Below are 18,841 nucleotides of genomic sequence, written 5' to 3'. Positions count from 1 at the left end.
AGCAGAGCAACGAAGAGCTCGAAGAGCGCGCCCAGATGCTGGAACAGCAGCGCGAGAACATCCGCGCGAAGAACCGCGAGATCGAAGTCGCCGCCGAAGACCTGCGTCGCAAGGCGGAAGAACTCGAACGGGTCAGCACCTACAAGTCCGAGTTCCTCGCGAACATGTCTCACGAGCTGCGCACGCCGCTGAACAGCCTGATGATCCTGTCCAGCCTGCTGAGGCAGAACAAGGACGAGAACCTCACCGCAAAGCAGATCGAGTTCGCGTCGACGATCCACGCCGCGGGCGCGGATCTCCTCAATCTGATCAACGACATCCTCGACCTCGCGAAGATCGAGGCGGGGCGCATCGAGTTCGACTGCAGCGAGATCCGCATCGATGTGCTGTTCGATGCGATCCGCACGCTGTTCGAGGCGCAGGCGGAGCAGAAAGGGCTCGCTTTCACGATCGAGGCCGAGCGCGCGGCACCGCGCGCCTTCCACGCGGACTGGCAGCGCGTGCATCAGATCCTGAAGAACCTGGTTTCGAACGCGCTGAAATTCACCGAGCACGGTGAGGTGCGGCTGCGCGTCGACGCCGCGCCCGCGCGGGAAACCCCGATCGGCGTGCCGGCGGTCGCGTTCGTCGTCAGCGACACCGGCATCGGCATCCCGGAGGACAAGCGGCAGTCGGTCTTCGAAGCCTTCAAACAGGCAGACGGCTCGATCAGCCGCAAGTACGGCGGCACCGGTCTCGGCCTTTCGATCTCGCTCGAGCTCGCCCGCAAGATGGGCGGCGACATTCGGTTGACGAGCACCGAAGGCCGGGGCAGCACCTTCACGCTGTATCTGCCGCTGTCGGCGGCGACCCGTGCCGCGGCGCCGGCGCGGGCCGGCTCCCCGGTCCAGCCGGTCCCGGCGCCGTCCCCGGTGCCTCTGCGGAGCCCGCTCCCGCTCAGCTCGCCGGTGCTGGAAGAGCTCGCCGACGCGAAATCCGCGGAACGCAGCATTCTCGTCATCGAGGACGATCCCGACTTTGCGAAGATCCTTCAGGAGATGATCCGCGAACGCGACTTCCACGTCCTCGTTGCCGAGAACGGCGAAAAAGGGCTCGAACTGGCCGAGCGCGAGCTGCCGAGCGCGATCATCCTCGACGTCATGCTGCCCGGGATCGACGGCTGGAACGTGATGCGTAGCCTCAAGGACAGCCGGCGCACGAGACATATCCCGGTGCATTTCCTGACCTGCCTCGAAGAGCGGCAAAAGGCGCTGGAGATGGCGGCGATCGGCTTCGTGACGAAACCGGTCGACACCCTTCAACTGAACGAAATCTTCGAAGCGATCGAGCGCTCGATCGCGAAATCGGTCAAGAAGCTTCTCGTCGTCGAAGACGACCAGGACGAGGCATACAGCCTCGTCGCGCTGCTCGACGACAAGGATGTCGAGATCACCGTCGCGGCGTCGGGCGGTGAAGCGATCGATCGCCTGTCGACCGAGACGTTCGACTGCATCGTGCTCGATCTCGGATTGCCGGGGATGTCGGGCTTCGACCTGCTCGATCACATCCAGTCGGTGGAACGCCACGGACGCGTTCCGATCATCATCCATTCCGGGCGCGAGCTGAGCGAGGACGACGAGCGCAGGCTGCGCCGCTACGCGGAGAGCATCGTCATCAAGGGCGCCAAGAGCCCCGAGCGGCTACTCAACGAAGTCACGCTGTTCCTGCACCAGGTCGAAACGGAGCTGCCCGCGAAGAAGCAGCGCATGATCCGCGCGGCGCTCGACAAGGAGGCGATGCTCGAAGGTCGGAAAGTCCTGCTCGTCGATGACGACATGCGCAATCTCTTCTCGCTTTCGAGCGTGCTGGCGGAGAAGAACATGGTCGTGATCGAAGCGGAAAACGGCCGCAAGGCGCTCGACCGCCTCGAAGAGCATCCCGACGTGTCGATCGTGCTGATGGACATCATGATGCCCGAGACCGACGGCTACACCGCGATGCGCGAGATCCGCAGGAACGCCCGTTTCGAGAATCTCCCGGTAATCGCGATGACCGCGAAGGCGATGAAGGGCGACTACGAGAAATGCATCGACGCGGGCGCGAGCGACTACATCGCGAAGCCGATCGACGTCGACAAGCTGTTTTCGCTGATCCGCGTGTGGATGTACCAGCGGGCCTGACGGGCACGAATGAGACGCGACGTCGAAGAAGTCGAAATGCGCTTGCTGCTCGAAGGGATCGAGCAGGTATACGGCTACGATTTCCGCGATTACGCCGAAGCGTCGATCACGCGGCGACTGACGCACTGGCTCGCCGAGTCGGACTTCGACACCTTCTCGCTCGCGCAGTCGCGCGTGCTGCGCGACCGGGAGGTTTTCGACTCGCTGCTGCGCGGAATCACGATCAACGTCACCGAAATGTTCCGCGACCCCGCTTTCTTCAGGACCATACGCGAGCAGATCGTCCCCTTCCTGAAGACCTACCCGTTCGTGAAGATCTGGCACGCCGGATGCGCGACCGGCGAGGAAGCGTATTCGATGGCGATCCTCCTGAACGAGGAGGGCCTGGCCGGGCGCTACCGGATCTACGCGACCGACATCAACGAGACGATCCTTGAGCGCGCCCGAGAAGGCATCCTGTCCGTCGCCGAGATGCAGCAATTCACGCGCAACTACCAGCTGAGCGGCGGCGCCGCGTCCTTCGCCGACTACTACACCGCGCGCTACGAATACGCGATCCTCGACCCGACGCTGCGCAAGGACATCGTCTTCGCGCCGCATAACCTTGCGACCGACGGCGTTTTCGGCGAAATGAACATGATCCTGTGCCGCAACGTGATGATCTATTTCAAGCCGGCGCTCAAGGAGCGCTGCCTGCAGCTGTTCGACCGCAGCCTTCCCGCCGGCGGATTTCTCTGCCTGGGACTCAAGGAAGCGCTCGACCGGCGCAGCATCGAACCGCAGTACGAAGAACTCGAAGGACAGATGCGGATTTACCGGAAGCGGTACGGCTGACACGGGCGCGCAGCGACGGTGGATTTGACGACGGACGCCGTCCGGCGACGAACCTCAGGAGTGAGACCGAGGTGTCTTAAGCGGCTTTCCGCGGACTCGGTCCGGGTTGCGGGCTTGGCGGCGGATTCAGGACAAGAAAAAGCCCGGGGTCTTGCGAACCCGGGCTTAAATCCACACCAAAGGAGGAGGGTGGAGGAGACGGTTCAGAGAATACGCGAAGGAGTTGTGCAGCGCAACATAAATAATTCTATTGACCCATCGGGCAAGCCTATTCGTCGCGTCGTGAATCCTTCTCTGACGCTCGTTGCGGGCAGAGGATTCCTCCGGGACGCTTGCCGTGCCGGTTTTGCTGCACTGCGCCACCCGCGGCGTCGAGCAAAGCGACCGCCGGCGAGGGCAGTTCGTCGGCCGGGGCGAAACGCGGCCGAAGCGTGGTGAAATCGGCGCTTCCGGAGGAATGGCCCGAGCAACACCTGCTCACTTTGCGTCGGCCTTCGCCTGCGGCTCGCGCCGACCTACGCCGAAGCCCACCGGCGATGTCCGACGTTCCTTCCCCAGACTTCGCCCCGCGTCGGCCTACAATTCGTTCCCTTGCTCGTACCGTTTCGGAGACCTTGTCGATGACCTTTCGCACCCGCCGGGACCCGACGAAGCCTTTGCGCCTGGTAGCCTCCTGCTCTCGCGCGGGGCGGCCATGTGGCAGACGGGATCCGCGTGTGGGCTAAGCTGATCCGCCACCAGGATCCGGGCGAACTGCGTCGCGGATTCGAGTGGCTTTACGGCTTCGTGCGGCCGCATTGGCGATCGGTCGCGAGACTGTTGCTGCTGTCGCTCGCGGCGACGCTGCTCGTGCTGTTGCAGCCGTGGCTGACCAAGATGCTGATCGACGACGGCCTGCTCGCGCGCGACTACCCGGTTCTCCTGTCGATCGCCACGGCGATGATTTTCGTCGGCATCGTCGGCACCGTCCTCGCCGGCGTCAATCGCCTTCTGCATACGCGCCTGTCGGGAACCATACTTTTCGCGCTGCGCAGCGATCTCTATCGCCATCTCCAGAGCTTGTCGCCGGCGTTCTACGGGCGCCAGCGCATGGGCGACCTGTTGTCGCGGATCGACGGCGACGTCGCCGAGATTCAGCGTTTCGCGGTCGACAGCCTGTTCTCCGCGGTCAGCAGCGTGATCGGCCTCGTCGGCGCGATCGTCCTGATGGTGAGCCTGTCATGGCAGCTTTCGCTCCTGGTGCTCGTGCTCGTGCCGCTCGAATTCCTGTGGCTGCGCTGGATGCGGCGCAAGGTGGAAATCCGTACGCGCGCGGTCCGCGAGCGCGCGGCCGACGTCTCGAGCTTCCTCGTCGAGACGCTGCCGGCGATGAAGTTCATCCAGGCCTCGCGTCGCGAGAGCGACGAACGCGAGCGGCTCGACCGGCTCGGTGCGACCTACCTCGAAGACCTGTTGCAGCTGCAGCGCGCGGAATTCTTCACGCACGCGGTGCCGTCGACGTTGACCTCGATGACGCGCGCGGCCGCATTCGTGATCGGCGGCTGGTGGATCGTCGAGGGCAGCTGGCAACTCGGCGGATTGATCGCGTTCTCGACCTACCTCGGCATGGCCACCGGGCCGGTCAACAGTCTCTTGGGCCTGTATGTCGCGGTGCAGCGCATGAGCGTGAGCCTGATGCGCGTCCGCGAATTGCGCGAAGCCCGGGTCGATGTCGCGGAGACCCCGGAAGCCGCGGCGGGCGACAGGCCGTGGGCGGGGCGGATCGAGTTCGACGGGGTCGTCTTCCGGCATGACGACCGCGAGGCGCCGGTGCTCGATCGAGCCACGCTCACGATCCCGGCGGGGTCCAAGGTCGCGCTGACCGGAGCCTCGGGCGTCGGCAAATCGACGCTCGTCGACTTGCTGCATCGGCATTACGACCCGGCGCAGGGCGTGATCACGCTCGATGGCATCGACCTGCGCCAGATCGCGTTCGCGGACCTGCGGCGCGCGGTCGCCGTCGTCAGCCAGGACATCGTGCTGTTCCGCGGCACCGTCGCCGACAACATCCGCTACGCCGCGCCCGCGGCCGACGAGGCGGCGGTGCGCGAGGCAGCGCGCCGGGCGGGGCTCGACGGCCTGATCGCGCGCCTGCCGCGAGGGCTCGACACGTCGCTCGGCGAGCGCGGCCAGCAACTGTCGGGCGGCGAGCGGCAACGCATCGCGGTCGCACGCGCGTTGCTGCAGGACCCGTGCGTGCTGGTGCTCGACGAGGCGACGTCGGCGGTCGACGAGGCGACCGAGGCGCAAGTGATCGCCGCCGTCGATACGCTGTTTGCCGGCCGCACGCGCATCCTCATCAGCCACCGCGCCGCGACGCTCGTCGGCTGCGATCTGCGCGTGCGGCTCGAAGGTGCGCGGCTTGAAGCCGAACCGGCGATCGCGGAGTCGGCCTAGTGGCGGCAAAAGTCAGGGTCGGCATCGTCGACAGCGGAAGCTCCGCGGCGCAGGCGCCCCAGGTCGTCGCCGCGGCCGCGTTCGTGCGCGGCGACGGCGACGTGCATCGCGTCGCAGCCTGTGACGACCTCCTCGGCCACGGTGGCCTCGTCGGTGACATCGTGCGGCACTGCGCGCCGCAGGCCGAGCTGCTCGTCGCGCAGGTGTTCCGCGAGCGGCTCGCGACGACCGCGGCGCAGGTCGCCGGCGCGGTCGACTGGCTCGTCGACCACGGCGCGGTCGTCGTCAATCTCAGCCTCGGGCTGCGCGAGCCGCGGCCCGTGCTCGAAATCGCGTGCCGGCGCGCACTCGACGCCGGCGTCGTGCTCTGCGCGGCGTCGCCGGCGCACGGCGACCCGGTGTATCCGGCCGCGTTCGCGGGGGTGTTGCGAGTGACCGGGGATGCGCGCTGCGGACGGCTCGAGGTGTCGGCGCTCGCGGCGGCCCACGCCGATTTCGGCGCGCACGTGCGGCCGATGCACGGCACGCTCGCCGGCGCGGGCGCGAGCATGGCGTGCGCACACCTGTCCGGCCACGTCGCGCGCCATCTCGCCGAAGCCGGTCGGGCGGATGCCGACGCGCTGCGGGCGTGGCTGACCGCGCACGCGCGTTATCACGGACTGGAACGGCGAGGGAGGTGATGGTGCGGCAGCGCGGATCGCGGTGCTCGGAGGCGAGCCGCAGCGCTTCGCGGCGGTCGAATTCGGCAATCGATCACAACTGTTCGTGCTGAGCCAGAACGGTGTCGCTTGCCGCGTTAATCATGCGAGATCGCGCGGCGAGCGAACGACATGCCGCGTGGCAGGAGTCCGTTGGAGCGGGCGATGGGAATCGAACCCACGGCTCTAGCTTGGGAAGCTAGGGTATTACCATTATACGACGCCCGCAGTCCCGCCCGGATCCGGGCGGGACGCACATTCTAACGGCGGGCGTTGCGTGGTGCAATCGGAGGCGTAGTCCGTGGCGACCCGCTGCGTCGTCGCGGCGCGGCGGGCCCGTTGCGGCGACCATCGCGGCGGTCCCGGCAGGGGCTCGGGGCTGCAGCGTGGTAAACTTCGTTTTCTTTCGCAACCCCCATAGCTTCTGATGATCCAGCTAACGATCAACGGCAAACCGGCGCGTATCGACGCGGCTCAAACCGTGCTCGCGCTGCTCGAATCGATGCAGCTCGCCGGGAAGCGTCTCGCGGTCGAGCGCAACGGCGAGATCGTGCCGAAAGGGCGGCATGCCGATACGCGGCTCGCAGATGGCGACCGTCTCGAAATCGTCGTCGCGGTCGGCGGCGGCTGACCGGCGGCCTCCCGCAGCGGGCCGCCGCCGGCCGCGCTTTCCCGACCCGCTTGCCCCAACCCGTCTCATCGAGGCCGAACATGAACGATTCACTTGAGATCGCAGGCAAGTCCTACCGCTCCCGTTTGCTGGTGGGCACCGGTAAATACAGGGATTTCGCCGAAACGCGCGAGGCGATCGACGCGAGCGGTGCCGAGATCGTCACCGTCGCGATCCGCCGCACGAACATCGGCCAGAATGCCGGCGAGCCGAACCTGCTCGACGTGCTGCCGCCCGACCGCTTCACGATCCTGCCGAACACCGCGGGCTGCTATACGGCGGACGACGCCGTGCGCACGCTGCGGCTCGCGCGCGAGCTGCTCGACGGCCACTCGCTCGTGAAGCTCGAAGTCCTCGGCGACCCGAAGACGCTGTTCCCGAACATGCCCGAAACGCTGAAGGCGGCTGAGACGCTCGTGAAGGACGGTTTCGACGTCATGGTCTACTGCGCCGACGATCCGATCCAGGCGAAGATGCTCGAAGACATCGGCTGTGTCGCGATCATGCCGCTCGCGTCGCTGATCGGCTCCGGCATGGGGATCCTGAATCCGTGGAACCTGCGGCTGATCATCGACCAGGCGAACGTGCCGGTGCTCGTCGACGCCGGCGTCGGCACCGCATCGGACGCGGCGATCGCGATGGAACTCGGCTGCGACGGCGTGCTGATGAACACCGCGATCGCGCACGCGGCGAAGCCGGTGCTGATGGCGTCGGCGATGAAAAAGGCGGTCGAAGCCGGCCGCGAGGCTTTCCTTGCCGGCCGGATGCCGCGCAAGCATTATTCGGCCGACCCGAGCTCGCCGACGGCCGGGCTGATCGGTTCCTGAAAGGACGATCGCGGCCGGCGGGATTGCCTGCCGGCGACGTGCCGCCGCTTCCCACTTTCCCGAACGACCCGCCGCCGCTATCGCCGCGGCGTTTCGAAGTCCCCGTCGAATGAACGATTCCCACGACAACCCGGCCGATCCCCGCAAGCGGCCCGCAACGGAAGAGCCGGCTCCGGCGCCCGCCGCTGCGCGCGACGCCTCGCGCCGCGGAGCCGACGGACCGGGCGGCGACCCGGAAGCCCGGTTTTCGAGCCGCTCGATCCGCAGCTTCGTGCTGCGGCAGGGGCGCATGTCGGTCGCGCAGCAGCGCCACCTCGACGAGACGCTGCCGAAAGTCGGGATCCCGTACCGCATTGCGCCGCTCGAACTCGAAGCCGCGTTCGGGCGCCGCGCGCCGACGATCGTCGAGATCGGCTTCGGCATGGGCGAGACGACCGCGAAAATCGCCGCGGCGCTGCCGGAGAAGGATTTTCTCGGCGTCGAAGTGCACGGCCCGGGGGTCGGGAGCCTGTGCAAGCTGATCGCCGAAGGCGGCCTGACGAATCTGCGCGTGATCCAGCACGACGCGGTCGAAGTGCTGCGTGACATGATTCCGGAAGGCTCGCTCGCCGGCGTGCATGTGTTCTTTCCCGATCCGTGGCACAAGAAGCGTCATCACAAGCGGCGCATCATCCAGTCCGATTTCGTCGCGCTGGTCGCGTCGCGGCTCGCGCCGGGCGGTTATCTCCACTGCGCGACCGACTGGGAGGAATACGCGCAGTGGATGCTGGAGATTCTCGACGCCGAGCCGGCGCTCGCGAATACCGCGGACGGCTATGCGCCGCGCCCGGGCTATCGTCCGCTGACTAAATTCGAGAACCGCGGTCTGAAACTCGGCCACGGGGTTTGGGACCTGGTGTTCACCCGGCGCGGCTGACGCGACGCGCCCCGGAAGTCGGCCGTCGGCCGCGTCGGGCAGCGACGGTGGCAGGGCCGAGCACGAATCGAACCACAGCGCCGCGCGCCGCTTCAGCATGGGAGTGAATGGTGAAAGGCTTTCTCCGCGTTCTCGGACTGATCTTCGCCGGCCTGTGGCGCACGCTCAACGGCTTGCGCCGCCTCGTGTTCAACCTCGTCTTCCTGTTCCTGATCGCCGCGGTAATTGCCTTCGTCTGGCAGCCGCCCCGCCCGGTGCCGGAGGGCTCGGCGCTGCTGGTGCGCCCGACCGGCGCGCTCGTCGAGCAGACCGTGATCGACGATCCGATCGGGCTGCTGCGCGCGGGCGTCGCGCCCATGTCGCAGACCGCGCTGCACGACCTGCTCGATGCGGTCAACGCCGCGCGTGACGACGCGCGGATCAAGGCGCTGGTGATCGAAACCGACGGCCTCGGCGCTGCGAGCCTGACGAAGCTCGCGGAACTGCGCGCGGCGATCGCGGCGTTCAAGTCGACGGGCAAGCCGGTGCTCGCGCGCGGTGAGCGCTTCACGCAGGGCCAGTACTACCTCGCGAGCGTCGCGGACGAAGTCCACGTCGGCTCGGATGGCTTCGTGCTGCTGCCCGGGCTCGCGCGCTACGTGAGCTATTTCAGGGGCGCGCTCGACAAGCTCGGCGTGACGGTTCATGTGTTTCGCGTCGGCGAGTACAAGTCCTTCAGCGAGCCCTTCACGCGGACCGACATGTCGGATGCGGATCGCGAGACGTCGCAGGACCTGCTCGAAGGGCTGTGGAACGTGATACGCGAGGATGTCGCGACGAGCCGGCGGATCGAGCCGGAAAAACTCGACGGCTACGTCGACCGCTACGACGACGCGCTCGCCGCGACCGCAGGCGACGCAGTGCGCGCTGCGCAGGACGCCGGCCTCGTCGACAGCGCGAGCACGCGCGACCAGTGGCGCGATCTGCTGAAGACACGGGTCGGTCCGAGCGAGGACGGCAAGGATTTTCTGCACGTCGACGTCGATCGTTACCTCGCGAACCTGCGCGCGCACTGGATTCCCGCGGAGGACAAGGTCGCGGTGCTGGTCGCGCAGGGCGCGATCGTCGACGGCAGCGAGTCCCGTTCCGCGGTCGGCGGCGACAGCCTCGCGAGGCTGATCCGCTCGGCGCGCGAAGACGAGCGCGTGAAGGCGGTCGTGCTGCGCATCGACAGCCCGGGCGGCAGCGCGTGGGCGTCCGAAGTGATCCGGCGCGAGCTCGAACTGACGCGCGAGGCGGGCAAGCCGGTCGTCGCGTCGATGAGTTCGGTCGCGGCGTCGGGCGGCTACTGGATCGCGACCGGGGCCGACGAGATCTGGGCGAGCCCGGCGTCGCTTACGGGTTCGATCGGCATCTTCGCGCTGCTGCCGAATTTCGCCGAACCGCTCGACCGGCTCGGCGTCACCGTCGACGGCGTCGCGACGTCGCCGCTCGCCGGCGCGTTCGACCCCCGCCGTCCGCTCGAACCGCAAGCGGCGAACGCGTTGCAGTTCGGCATCGAACACGGCTACCGGCGCTTTCTCGCGACCGTCGCGAAAGCGCGCGACATGAGCCTCGCCGAAGTCGAGACGATCGCGCGCGGACGGGTGTGGACCGGAGAGTCCGCGAGCAAGCTCGGTCTCGTCGATGAACTCGGCGGACTCGACGCCGCGGTGAAGGCCGCCGCGACGCGAGCCGGGCTGGAACGCTACGAGACGGTCTGGCCCGACGCCGAGGTCGGACCCGGTCAGCGCCTGCTGCAACGCCTCGTTTCGGTCGTCGCGCCGGCCCCCCCCGGCAGCGCCGAATCCGCATTCAGCCGTCTCCTCGGCGAGCTGCGGGAGGACGCCGCCGAATTGTTACGCTGGAACGATCCGAGACATCTCTACACGCATTGTCTGTGCGAAGCGTTGTAGGCTCGACGAACCCGGAAGACATGACCACAGGGTGGCGGCATCCGCGCGCCATCCGCCAGCGTCGGGTTGCGGTTCCGGGCGCAGCCCTGCGGTATGCGTCACCTGTCGGAGACCATCATGCCGAAATCCCGATCGCTTCCCGTCCTCCGCCCCCGTATCGATCCGCTGCCCGTCGCGGCGCTCGTGCTGCCGGTACTGCTCGCTTCCTGCGCCGTGGCGCCGCCGACCGCGGGCGTCGTCGTCGTGCCGCCGGCCGTCGCCGCTGCGATCCCGGATCGCCAGCTGCGCTTCGATCTCGCGAGCGGAGAGTACGGCTGCGAACTCGGCGTGAAGGTCCGCGTCGCACGCGATCCTGCCGACGCGAACCTGCTCGAACTCGGATGGCAGGGACGCTCGGTCGGGATGCGGCGCGATCCGTCGTCATCCGGTCTGCCGCGCTTCGAGGCGCACGACGCCGGCCTCGTGTGGATCGACCTGCCATGGAAAAGCTTGCTGCTCGACGCGAAGGAAGGGCGCCCGCTCGCGACCGAGTGCCGGCCGATCGGCGTTTAGCGGGTCCGGGTGCCCATCGACGACGTGAGCGGGCGCAGTCGTTCCAGGAGCCGGTCGAGCCGGGCGTCGATGTCGACCGGCGCGACCCGAGCGGCTGCGATCGCGTTTTCCGCGGCCGGCTCAGTCGTCGCGCAGGAACAGCGTCAGCAGGTCGTTGAGGAACATCCGGCCGCGCTCGGTGGGGCGGATGTCGTCCGCGGTGACCTCGATGAGGCCGCGCTCGCGCGCCTGGCCGAGTTCGGGTTCGATCACCGCGAGCGGCAGGCCGGTGCGCTCGGCGAAGAGCCGGCGGGGAAAGCCCGCGGTCAGGCGCAGCGCGTTCATCAGGAACTCGAACGGCAACTGGGCGACGCCGACGTCCCGCCGCTCCTGCACGAAGTCGCGCGTCTTCGCGGCGTCGAGGTAGCGCGCCGGATGCTTGTGCCGCATCTCGCGCACGATTCCTGCGTGGCTCGACAACTTGCCGTGCGCGCCGGCGCCGATGCCGAGGTAATCGCCGAAGGTCCAGTAGTTCAGGTTATGCACGCACTCCCGGCCGGGCCGCGCGAACGCCGACGTCTCGTAATGGCGGAAACCGGCGTCCGCCAGCCGCGCTTCGATCGCGTCCTGCATGTCGGCGGACAGGTCCGCGTCCGGCAGCGGCGGCGGTGCGCGGTGGAACGGCGTGTTCGGTTCGAGGGTGAGGTGATAGCACGACAGGTGGCTAACGCCGGACGCGAGCGCGGTGCCGAGGTCGGCGAGCGCCGCGTCGACGGTCTGCTCCGGCAGCGCGTACATCAGGTCGAGGTTCACGCGGTCGAACAGCGCGAGCGCGGTGTCAGTCGCGACGCGGGCTTCGCGTCCGTCGTGGATGCGGCCGAGGCGGACGAGTTGCGCGTCGTCGAAGCTCTGGATGCCGAGCGACAGCCGGTTCACACCGGCGGCGCGGTAGTCGCGGAAACGGCCGGCCTCGACGGTGCCCGGATTCGCTTCGAGCGTGATCTCGGCGAGCGGGTCGAGCGGCAGCAGCATGCGGATGCCGGTCAGCAGACGCTCGAAGCCGGCCGGGGATATCAGGCTCGGGGTGCCGCCGCCGAAGAACACCGAATGCACGCGCCGGCCCCAGACTTGCGGCAGCGCGGTTTCGAGGTCCGCGAGCAGCGCGTCGATGTACGGCGCCTCGGGGATGTCGCCGGTGCCGCCGCGCGCGGTGTGCGAGTTGAAGTCGCAGTACGGGCACTTCCTCACGCACCACGGGTAATGCACGTACAGCGACAGCGGCGGCGACGCGGTAAGCTGCGGCCGGTCCGGCGCCGCGACCGCGGGAACCGGCGCGACCGCGAGCGGGATCACGCGACGCGGGGTCACAGCGGATCGGCGGACAAGCAGGCGAGCAGTTCGCGCATCGCCTTGCCGCGGTGACTCAGCGCGTTCTTCGTCGCCGCGTCGAGCTCGGCCGCGGTCAGCCCGAGCTCGGGCACGAAGAACAGCGGGTCGTAGCCGAAGCCGGCGTCGCCGCGTGGAGCGTCGAGGATCGTGCCGTGCCATTCGCCGTCGGCGATCAGCGGTCGCGGGTCGTCGGCGTGACGCACGAGCACGACTGACGAGTGGAAGAACGCGCGCCGGTCGGCGACGCCGGCGAGGCGCTCGACGAGCAGTGCGTTGTTGCGGGCGTCGGATTTCGGCTCGCCGGCGTAGCGCGCGGACTGGACGCCCGGGGCGCCGCCGAGCGCCGCGACGCACAGGCCCGAGTCGTCGGCGACCGCCGGCAGTCCCGACAGCGCAGACGCGTGGCGCGCCTTCGCGAGCGCGTTCTCGACGAAGGTGGGGTGCGGCTCTTCCGCTTCGGGGATGGCGAAGGCCGACTGCGGCAACACCTCGATGCCGAGCGGCGCGAGCAGCGCGTTCATCTCGGCGGCCTTCTTCGCGTTGTTGCTCGCGAGGGCGAGGCGCCTCGTCATCACGATGTCTCCGCGAGCGCGCGCTTTTGCGCCTCGACGAGGCGGCGGATGCCGGCGTCGGCGAGTTCGAGCAGCGCGTTCAATTCGGCGCGCGAGAACGCCGCGCCTTCCGCGGTCCCCTGGACTTCGACGAAGCCGCCGGAGCCGGTCATCACGACGTTCATGTCGGTGTCGCAGTCGGAATCCTCGGCGTAGTCGAGGTCGAGCACCGGCACGCCCCGATGGACGCCGACCGACACCGCGGCGACGAAGTCGCGCAGCGGGCTCGCGGCGAGCCTGCCCTGCGCGACGAGCTTGTCGAGCGCGTCATGCACCGCGACGCAGGCGCCGGTGATCGCGGCCGTGCGCGTGCCGCCGTCAGCCTGCAGCACGTCGCAGTCGATGATGATCTGCCGCTCGCCGAGCGCGGTGAGGTCGACGACCGCGCGCAGGCTGCGGCCGATCAGCCGCTGGATCTCCTGCGTGCGCCCGCTCTGCTTGCCCTTCGCGGCTTCGCGCGCGCTGCGCGTGTGCGTCGAGCGCGGCAACATGCCGTATTCCGCGGTCAGCCAGCCTTGGCCGCGACCGCGCAGGAACGGCGGCACGCTGTCCTCGACGCTCGCGGTGCACAGCACGCGCGTCGCGCCGAACTCGACGAGGACCGAGCCTTCGGCGTGGCAGGTGAAATGGCGGGTGATCGTGACGGGACGCAGTTCGTCCGGCTGGCGTTGGCTGGGGCGCATCGGGACTTCCTATTTGCTGAACTTCTGTATGGCCTGGTTGATTTCGCTGATCGCGCGCTCGATCTCGTCGTCGCTGATCTCGTAGGAGCCGGCCGGCGCGCGCGTGCGCTCGAAAGTTTCGAGCTGGGTCGTGAACTTGTCGAGCGCCATCGTCTGCGTCGACACCGCGTCGTCCTGGACGTCGATCCCCTCGTCGTGCCAGCACATCGCGATTGCCGACAGGTTGTCGCAACTCGGGCCCGCCAGCGCCTCGGCGCGCGTCATCAGCTTCGGAACCGCGTCCATGACGTTGGTTCCGGCGAACCCTTCGACGAGTCCCTCGTCCTGCAGCGGCCCCCAGACGCCGTCGGTGCACAGCACGAGGACGTCGTCGTCGCGCAGCGGCGTGCGCTTCGAAAACTCGATCTGCGGCGGATGGCTGCCGCCGAGGCAGCTATAGACGCGGTTGCGCTCCGGGTGGCGCCGCGCGTCGGCCGGCGTCAGCAGCCCGTGGTCCATCATCAGCTGGACGCGAGAATGGTCGCGCGTGCGCGCCTCGACCCGTCCTTGGCGCAGCAGGTAGAGCCGCGAGTCGCCCGCGTGCGCCCAGTACGCGACGCCGTTCTGCACGACGCACGCGACGATCGTCGTGCGCGGCGCGTCGGCGAGACTCTTGTCGAATGCGTAGTCGAGGATCGCCGCGTGCGCCCGCGTCAGCGCGCGCGACATGAACATCGCCGGATCGTCGAGCGTCGGGCGCGCTTCGCGCTGGAACGCTTCGGAGATGAACTGCACGCTGATGTGCGCGGCGACCTCGCCGTACAGGTGGCCGCCCATGCCGTCGGCGACGACCATCAGCAGCGCGTCGCGCGAATAGCAGTACGCGAGGCGGTCCTGGTTTGCCTTGCGGCGGCCGATGCGGCTCTCCTGGTAGATCGTGAATTTCACGTGCTTGTCTCAGCTGCGTCCGATGAAGGATTTGATCCGCGCCCCGAGATCGCCGAACCGCGGCACCGCGACGGCCGGCAAGTCGCCGTCGCGCCGCATCAGCGCCTTCTGCAGCGAATACACGCTCTGCGGGCGTCCGAGCGGGTCGAGCTTCAGGCACCAGTCGATCGTCTGCAGCAGCTGCTGCGAATACTGCCCGGCGAAGGTGCGCGCGGTCGGCGCCACGGTGTCGTGTTCGCCGCGCTCGTCCGAGCGCTGCGGCGCGGTGCCGGCGATGCACGCGTAAAGGCTCGCGCCGACGCTGTAGATGTCGCTCCACGGCCCGAGCGCGTCGCGGTTAGAGAACTGCTCCGGCGACGCGAAACCCGGCGTGTACATCGGTTTCAGCATCGGCTGGTCGGCGACCAGCGTCTGACGTGCGGCGCCGAAATCGAGCAGCACCGGTGTGCCGTCGTTGCGCAGGTAGATGTTCGACGGCTTGATGTCGAGGTGCAGCAGCTTGTGCGCGTGGACTTCGCGCAGGCCGTTCAGCATCCGCGCGAACACCGCGCGGACGAAGCCTTCGCGCACCTCGCCGCGGTGCTTCTGGATATATTCGTGCAGCGTGCGGCCCCGCTCGAAGCGCATCACCATGTACACTGTGCCGTTCGCGCGAAAGAAGTTGAGCACCTGTACCACGTTCGGATGCCTCAGCTTCGCGAGCGAGCGGCCCTCCTCGAAGAAGCATTTCATGCCGTAGCGGAAGGCCGACGCGTTTGCGTCCGGCACCTGCGGTTCGATCCCGCCGTCCTTGCGCAGCGCGAGCGAATTCGGCAGGTATTCCTTGATCGCGACCGGCGTGCCGTCGGCGTGGTGGGCGAGATAGACGATCGAGAAGCCGCCGAGGGAAAGCTGCCGCTCGATCCGGTACTGGTCCAGCTGAAAGCCGGACGGCAGAGGGCAGTTGACTTGGGACGGCATCGACAGGGGGAAGGCGGGCTTCCGGCTTTCCGCGGCAATTTCTTGAAGGACCTGCAGTGTAAAGGATCGCGGCAGGTTCCCGGAGACACATTCATGATCCACAGCATGACCGGTTTCGCAGTCCAGACGCGCGACCTCGGGCAGGTGAGCCTGCATATCGAGCTGCGCAGCGTCAATTCCCGCTATCTCGACCTATTCTTCCGCATCGGCGACGAACTGCGGCAGGCCGAGCCAGCGATCCGCGAGAAACTTTCCGCGAAACTCTCGCGCGGCAAGGTCGAATGCCGCCTGAACCTGCATTCGGGCGCCGCCGCCGCGCGCAGCTTGGCGCTGAATGCGGCGCTGCTCGAGCAGCTGTCCGAGGCCGAACACGCGGTCCGCGAGCGCCTGCCGGAAGCGGCCCGGCTGTCGGTCAACGAAGTGCTGCGCTGGCCCGGGATGCTCGCCGACGACGGCGTGAGCTTCGAGCAATTGCAGCCGGCCGTGCTCGAGCTGACCCAGGCGGCGATCGACGAACTGGTCGCGACGCGGCGGCGCGAAGGCGACAAGCTCGCGGCGATGATCCGCGAGCGCCTCGCGCGCATGCACGAACTCGTCGCCCAGGCCGAGCCGCGCGTCCCGGCGATCGTCGCCGACTACCAGGAGCGGCTCGCGACGCGGCTGCGCGATGCCCTCGCGTCGTTCGACGAGGACCGCATCCGCCAGGAAGTCGCGCTCTTCGCTCAGCGCATCGACGTCGCCGAGGAACTGTCGCGGCTCAACACGCACCTCGTCGAAGTCGAGCGCATCCTCAAGACCGGCGGCGCCGCGGGCAAACGGCTCGATTTCCTGATGCAGGAACTCAACCGCGAAGCGAACACGCTCGCGTCTAAGTCCGCGGCGACCGACATCACCGGGGTCGCGATGGAGATGAAGGTGCTGATCGAGCAGATGCGGGAGCAGGTGCAGAACATCGAGTGAGGCTTCCGACGCGCCACCGCCCGCCTGCGCCCTTGCGCTGCGGGCGGTGCGGTCCTACTTGTTCGCGTTCGGGAAGAACAGCTGCTCGCCACCGATCCGGTAGTCGGCGATCGCCTGCTGGCCGGCGGGCGACACGAGCCAGTCGATGAAGCGCTGGCCGGCTGCGCGCTTCACGTGCGGGTGACGCTCGGGATTCACGAGGATCACGCCGTACTGATTGAAGAGCCGCCTGTCGCCCTCGACGAGGATCGCGAGGTCCTGACGGTTCTTGAACGACAGCCAAGTGCCGTGGTCGGCGAGGATGTACGCGTCGAGCGACGCGGCCATGTTGAGCGCCGGGCCCATTCCCGAGCCCGAGTCGCGGTACCACGGCCCCTTCGCCTGTTCGAGGTCGACGTCCGCGAGCTTCCACAGCCGCAGTTCGGCCGCGTGGGTGCCGCTCTTGTCGCCGCGCGACACGAAGGGGGCTTTCGTCGAGTCGATCTTCTGCAGCGCCGCGACGATATCGCGCCCACCGGCGACTTTCGCCGGATCGCTCTTCGGGCCGACGAGCACGAAGTCGTTGTACATCACGTCGCGGCGTCCGACGCCGTGGCCTTCGGCGATGAATTTCTCCTCGGCCGCGCGATCGTGAACGAACACGACATCGGCGTCGCCGCGGCGTGCGCTGTCGAGCGCCTGGCCGGTGCCGAGCGCGACGACTTTGACGGTGATGCCGGCTTCGCTCTCGAATTTCGGCAGGATGTGACCGAACAGGCCGGACTGCTCGGTCGAGGTCGTCGATGACACGACGATCGACTCGGCGTGCGCGCCGGACAGGCCGAGCACGTACGCGGCGGCGATCAGCAGGGGACGGAGAAATGCGGGCATCGGAGCTCCTCGTTCTCAGGATGGAAGAAGTACGGCGGGGACGACGGCAGGACTGCGAAGGGTTTTATCAAAGTCGATATCGTTAAGCCAGCGCGATGCGACGCCGATGACATCCAGTTGTGCAGGCGCGTGCATGGGTGCGCCGCGCCTTCGTCGCGCGATGTCCGCATCGGTCCGTGCGGGTCCCCGCGGGCCTCGCTCGCGGGGGCTGGAAATGGCCTTCCAGGCTGCAAAACCGGGCGTTGTTTTTTGCGGCATGCCGTGCCGCCGGACGGCGGTCCGCGCCGCGCGGAAAGCCGCGGCGGCCTTTTCCGTTAAGCTTCGCGCATGACCGTGAAACTCGACTATCACTTCGTCGCCGGCAGCAGCGAGGCCCTGCGCGGGCACGGACTGCCGTTGCACAACCCGCTGCTCGCGATGCTCGACGCGATCCACGCGCAGGGTTCGATCGCGACCGCGGCGCGCGAACTCGGCCTGTCGTATCGCCACCTGTGGGGCGAACTGAAGAGACAGGAAACGGTGTTCGGGCAACCGCTGATCAGCGGCAGTCAGGGTCGCCCGGCGCGCTTGTCGGCGTTCGGCGAGCGCCTGCTGTGGGCCGAGAAGCGCATTCTCGCGCGGCTGTTGCCCCAGGCCGAAAGCCTCGCCGGGCAGCTCGACCGCGAGCTGCTGCTCGCCGTCGACCCCGCGCTCGGCGTCGTGCCGACCGCGGCGAGCCACGACCTGTTGTTTGGCGCGTTGCGTGAGCGGCTGCTCGGCGCCGCGCGCATGCTGCTCGACGTCGAGTACATCGGCAGTTCGCAGGCGCTGCAACGGCTCAATGCGGGCGTGTGCGCGCTGGCCGGCATCCACTTGCCGGTCGACGATGCGGAGCTGTGCCGGCGCGGCTCGCGACTCCATCTCGGTCTCGGGCGGGAGCTGCGCCTCGGCGTGCACAAGCTGGTCCGCTTTGCGCGCCGCGAGCAGGGCCTGATCGTCGCGCCGGGCAATCCGCTCGGGCTCGCGTCGCTCGAGGATCTCGGCAAAGCGGGCGTCGTGTTCGCCAATCGCGCGCCGGGTTCGGGCACGCGGCTGATCTTCGACGAGTTGCTCGCGCGCAGCGGGGTGCCTGCGCTCGGGCTCTGCGGCTACGACACCGCGGAGCCGACGCATCTGTCGGTCGCGGCGAATGTCGCCGCGGCGATCGCGAACTGCGGCTTCGGCTTGCGCGCGGCGGCCGACTGCTTCGGGCTCGACTTCGTGCCGATCGCGCAGGAGCAGTATTTTCTCGTCTGCCTCAAGCCGGCGCTCGAGACGGCCGCGATGCGCGCCGTGCTCGACGTGCTGGCGAGCGAGGACTTCCGCCGCTTCGCGCGCGCGGTGCCCGGCTACGACGCCGACGCGGCAGGGGAGATCGTCCCGCTGCGCCGCACGCTGCCCTGGTACAAGTGAGGGCG

17 protein-coding genes and 1 tRNA gene are annotated in these 18,841 nt (G+C 68.2%); 11 read left to right on the top strand and 7 right to left on the bottom strand.

Going from position 1 to position 18,841, the window contains the following annotated elements; all coding sequences use genetic code 11:
• The 4 genes from V6M37_RS17870 to qhpE form a co-directional block, all read left to right on the top strand.
• A partial coding sequence (locus V6M37_RS17870; protein WP_332675622.1) for a response regulator occupies window positions 1-2,159 on the top strand: 2,159 nt, incomplete at its 5' end.
• Window positions 2,160-2,168: 9 nt separating this feature from the next.
• Entirely contained in the window at window positions 2,169-2,993 is an 825-nt protein-coding gene (locus V6M37_RS17865; protein ID WP_332675620.1) for a CheR family methyltransferase, read from the top strand.
• A 714-nt stretch (window positions 2,994-3,707) separates the two neighbouring features.
• Complete coding sequence (locus V6M37_RS17860) at window positions 3,708-5,429, top strand: ABC transporter ATP-binding protein (RefSeq protein WP_332675618.1); 1,722 nt, start codon at window positions 3,708-3,710, stop codon at window positions 5,427-5,429.
• On the top strand, window positions 5,429-6,109 hold the full coding sequence (qhpE, locus tag V6M37_RS17855; RefSeq protein WP_332675616.1) for a subtilisin-like serine protease QhpE: 681 nt from the start codon (window positions 5,429-5,431) through the stop codon (window positions 6,107-6,109). The genes V6M37_RS17860 and qhpE overlap by 1 nt, the downstream gene beginning before the upstream one ends.
• A gap of 172 nt (window positions 6,110-6,281) precedes the next feature.
• Here the strand turns inward: qhpE and V6M37_RS17850 are convergent.
• Window positions 6,282-6,355, bottom strand: a tRNA-Gly gene (locus tag V6M37_RS17850).
• A gap of 199 nt (window positions 6,356-6,554) precedes the next feature.
• Between V6M37_RS17850 and thiS the strand changes: the two genes are divergently transcribed.
• From thiS to V6M37_RS17825, 5 genes are all read left to right on the top strand, one after another.
• A complete protein-coding gene (thiS, locus tag V6M37_RS17845) occupies window positions 6,555-6,758 on the top strand; it encodes a sulfur carrier protein ThiS (RefSeq protein ID WP_332675614.1) in 204 nt (67 codons plus the stop codon).
• An 80-nt stretch (window positions 6,759-6,838) separates the two neighbouring features.
• A complete protein-coding gene (locus tag V6M37_RS17840; protein WP_332675613.1) occupies window positions 6,839-7,624 on the top strand; it encodes a thiazole synthase in 786 nt (261 codons plus the stop codon).
• Window positions 7,625-7,733: 109 nt separating this feature from the next.
• Window positions 7,734-8,540: a tRNA (guanosine(46)-N7)-methyltransferase TrmB gene (gene trmB / locus V6M37_RS17835; protein ID WP_332675611.1), complete on the top strand. Its 807-nt coding sequence runs from the start codon at window positions 7,734-7,736 to the stop codon at window positions 8,538-8,540.
• 107 nt (window positions 8,541-8,647) lie between these two features.
• Window positions 8,648-10,474: a signal peptide peptidase SppA gene (sppA, locus tag V6M37_RS17830; protein ID WP_332675609.1), complete on the top strand. Its 1,827-nt coding sequence runs from the start codon at window positions 8,648-8,650 to the stop codon at window positions 10,472-10,474.
• A 117-nt stretch (window positions 10,475-10,591) separates the two neighbouring features.
• Window positions 10,592-11,026: a hypothetical protein gene (locus tag V6M37_RS17825; RefSeq protein WP_332675608.1), complete on the top strand. Its 435-nt coding sequence runs from the start codon at window positions 10,592-10,594 to the stop codon at window positions 11,024-11,026.
• A 120-nt stretch (window positions 11,027-11,146) separates the two neighbouring features.
• On the opposite strand, the gene hemW is transcribed toward V6M37_RS17825, so the two are convergent.
• From hemW to V6M37_RS17800, 5 genes are read right to left on the bottom strand one after another with little or no spacing between them, the layout of a single operon-like run.
• Window positions 11,147-12,373: a radical SAM family heme chaperone HemW gene (gene hemW / locus V6M37_RS17820; protein ID WP_332675606.1), complete on the bottom strand. Its 1,227-nt coding sequence runs from the start codon at window positions 12,371-12,373 to the stop codon at window positions 11,147-11,149.
• On the bottom strand, window positions 12,370-12,966 hold the full coding sequence (gene rdgB / locus V6M37_RS17815) for an RdgB/HAM1 family non-canonical purine NTP pyrophosphatase (RefSeq protein ID WP_332675605.1): 597 nt from the start codon (window positions 12,964-12,966) through the stop codon (window positions 12,370-12,372). The genes hemW and rdgB overlap by 4 nt, the downstream gene beginning before the upstream one ends.
• Window positions 12,966-13,688, bottom strand: a complete 723-nt coding sequence (gene rph, locus V6M37_RS17810; RefSeq protein ID WP_332675603.1) for a ribonuclease PH — start codon at window positions 13,686-13,688, stop codon at window positions 12,966-12,968. Before rph ends, rdgB begins: the two co-directional genes overlap by 1 nt.
• Before the next feature lie 9 nt (window positions 13,689-13,697).
• Window positions 13,698-14,615, bottom strand: coding sequence for a PP2C family protein-serine/threonine phosphatase (locus V6M37_RS17805; RefSeq protein ID WP_332675601.1), 918 nt, complete (start codon window positions 14,613-14,615; stop codon window positions 13,698-13,700).
• A gap of 9 nt (window positions 14,616-14,624) precedes the next feature.
• Entirely contained in the window at window positions 14,625-15,575 is a 951-nt protein-coding gene (locus V6M37_RS17800; protein WP_332675599.1) for a serine/threonine protein kinase, read from the bottom strand.
• 93 nt (window positions 15,576-15,668) lie between these two features.
• Between V6M37_RS17800 and V6M37_RS17795 the strand changes: the two genes are divergently transcribed.
• Window positions 15,669-16,535, top strand: coding sequence for a YicC/YloC family endoribonuclease (locus V6M37_RS17795; RefSeq protein WP_332675597.1), 867 nt, complete (start codon window positions 15,669-15,671; stop codon window positions 16,533-16,535).
• Window positions 16,536-16,589: 54 nt separating this feature from the next.
• Here the strand turns inward: V6M37_RS17795 and V6M37_RS17790 are convergent, their stop codons facing one another.
• Window positions 16,590-17,405, bottom strand: a complete 816-nt coding sequence (locus V6M37_RS17790; RefSeq protein ID WP_332675595.1) for a substrate-binding domain-containing protein — start codon at window positions 17,403-17,405, stop codon at window positions 16,590-16,592.
• 327 nt (window positions 17,406-17,732) lie between these two features.
• Here V6M37_RS17790 and V6M37_RS17785 point away from each other — a divergent pair, with 327 nt between their 5' ends.
• A complete protein-coding gene (locus tag V6M37_RS17785) occupies window positions 17,733-18,836 on the top strand; it encodes a substrate-binding domain-containing protein (RefSeq protein ID WP_332675593.1) in 1,104 nt (367 codons plus the stop codon).
• The last annotated feature ends 5 nt before the right edge of the window (window positions 18,837-18,841 follow it).

Origin of the sequence: Aromatoleum sp., assembly GCF_036675785.1 — a bacterium.
Taxonomy (GTDB): Bacteria; Pseudomonadota; Gammaproteobacteria; order Burkholderiales; family Rhodocyclaceae; genus Aromatoleum.
Note: the sequence above shows the minus strand (reverse complement) of the source record. Positions and strands in the feature narration are given on the sequence as shown.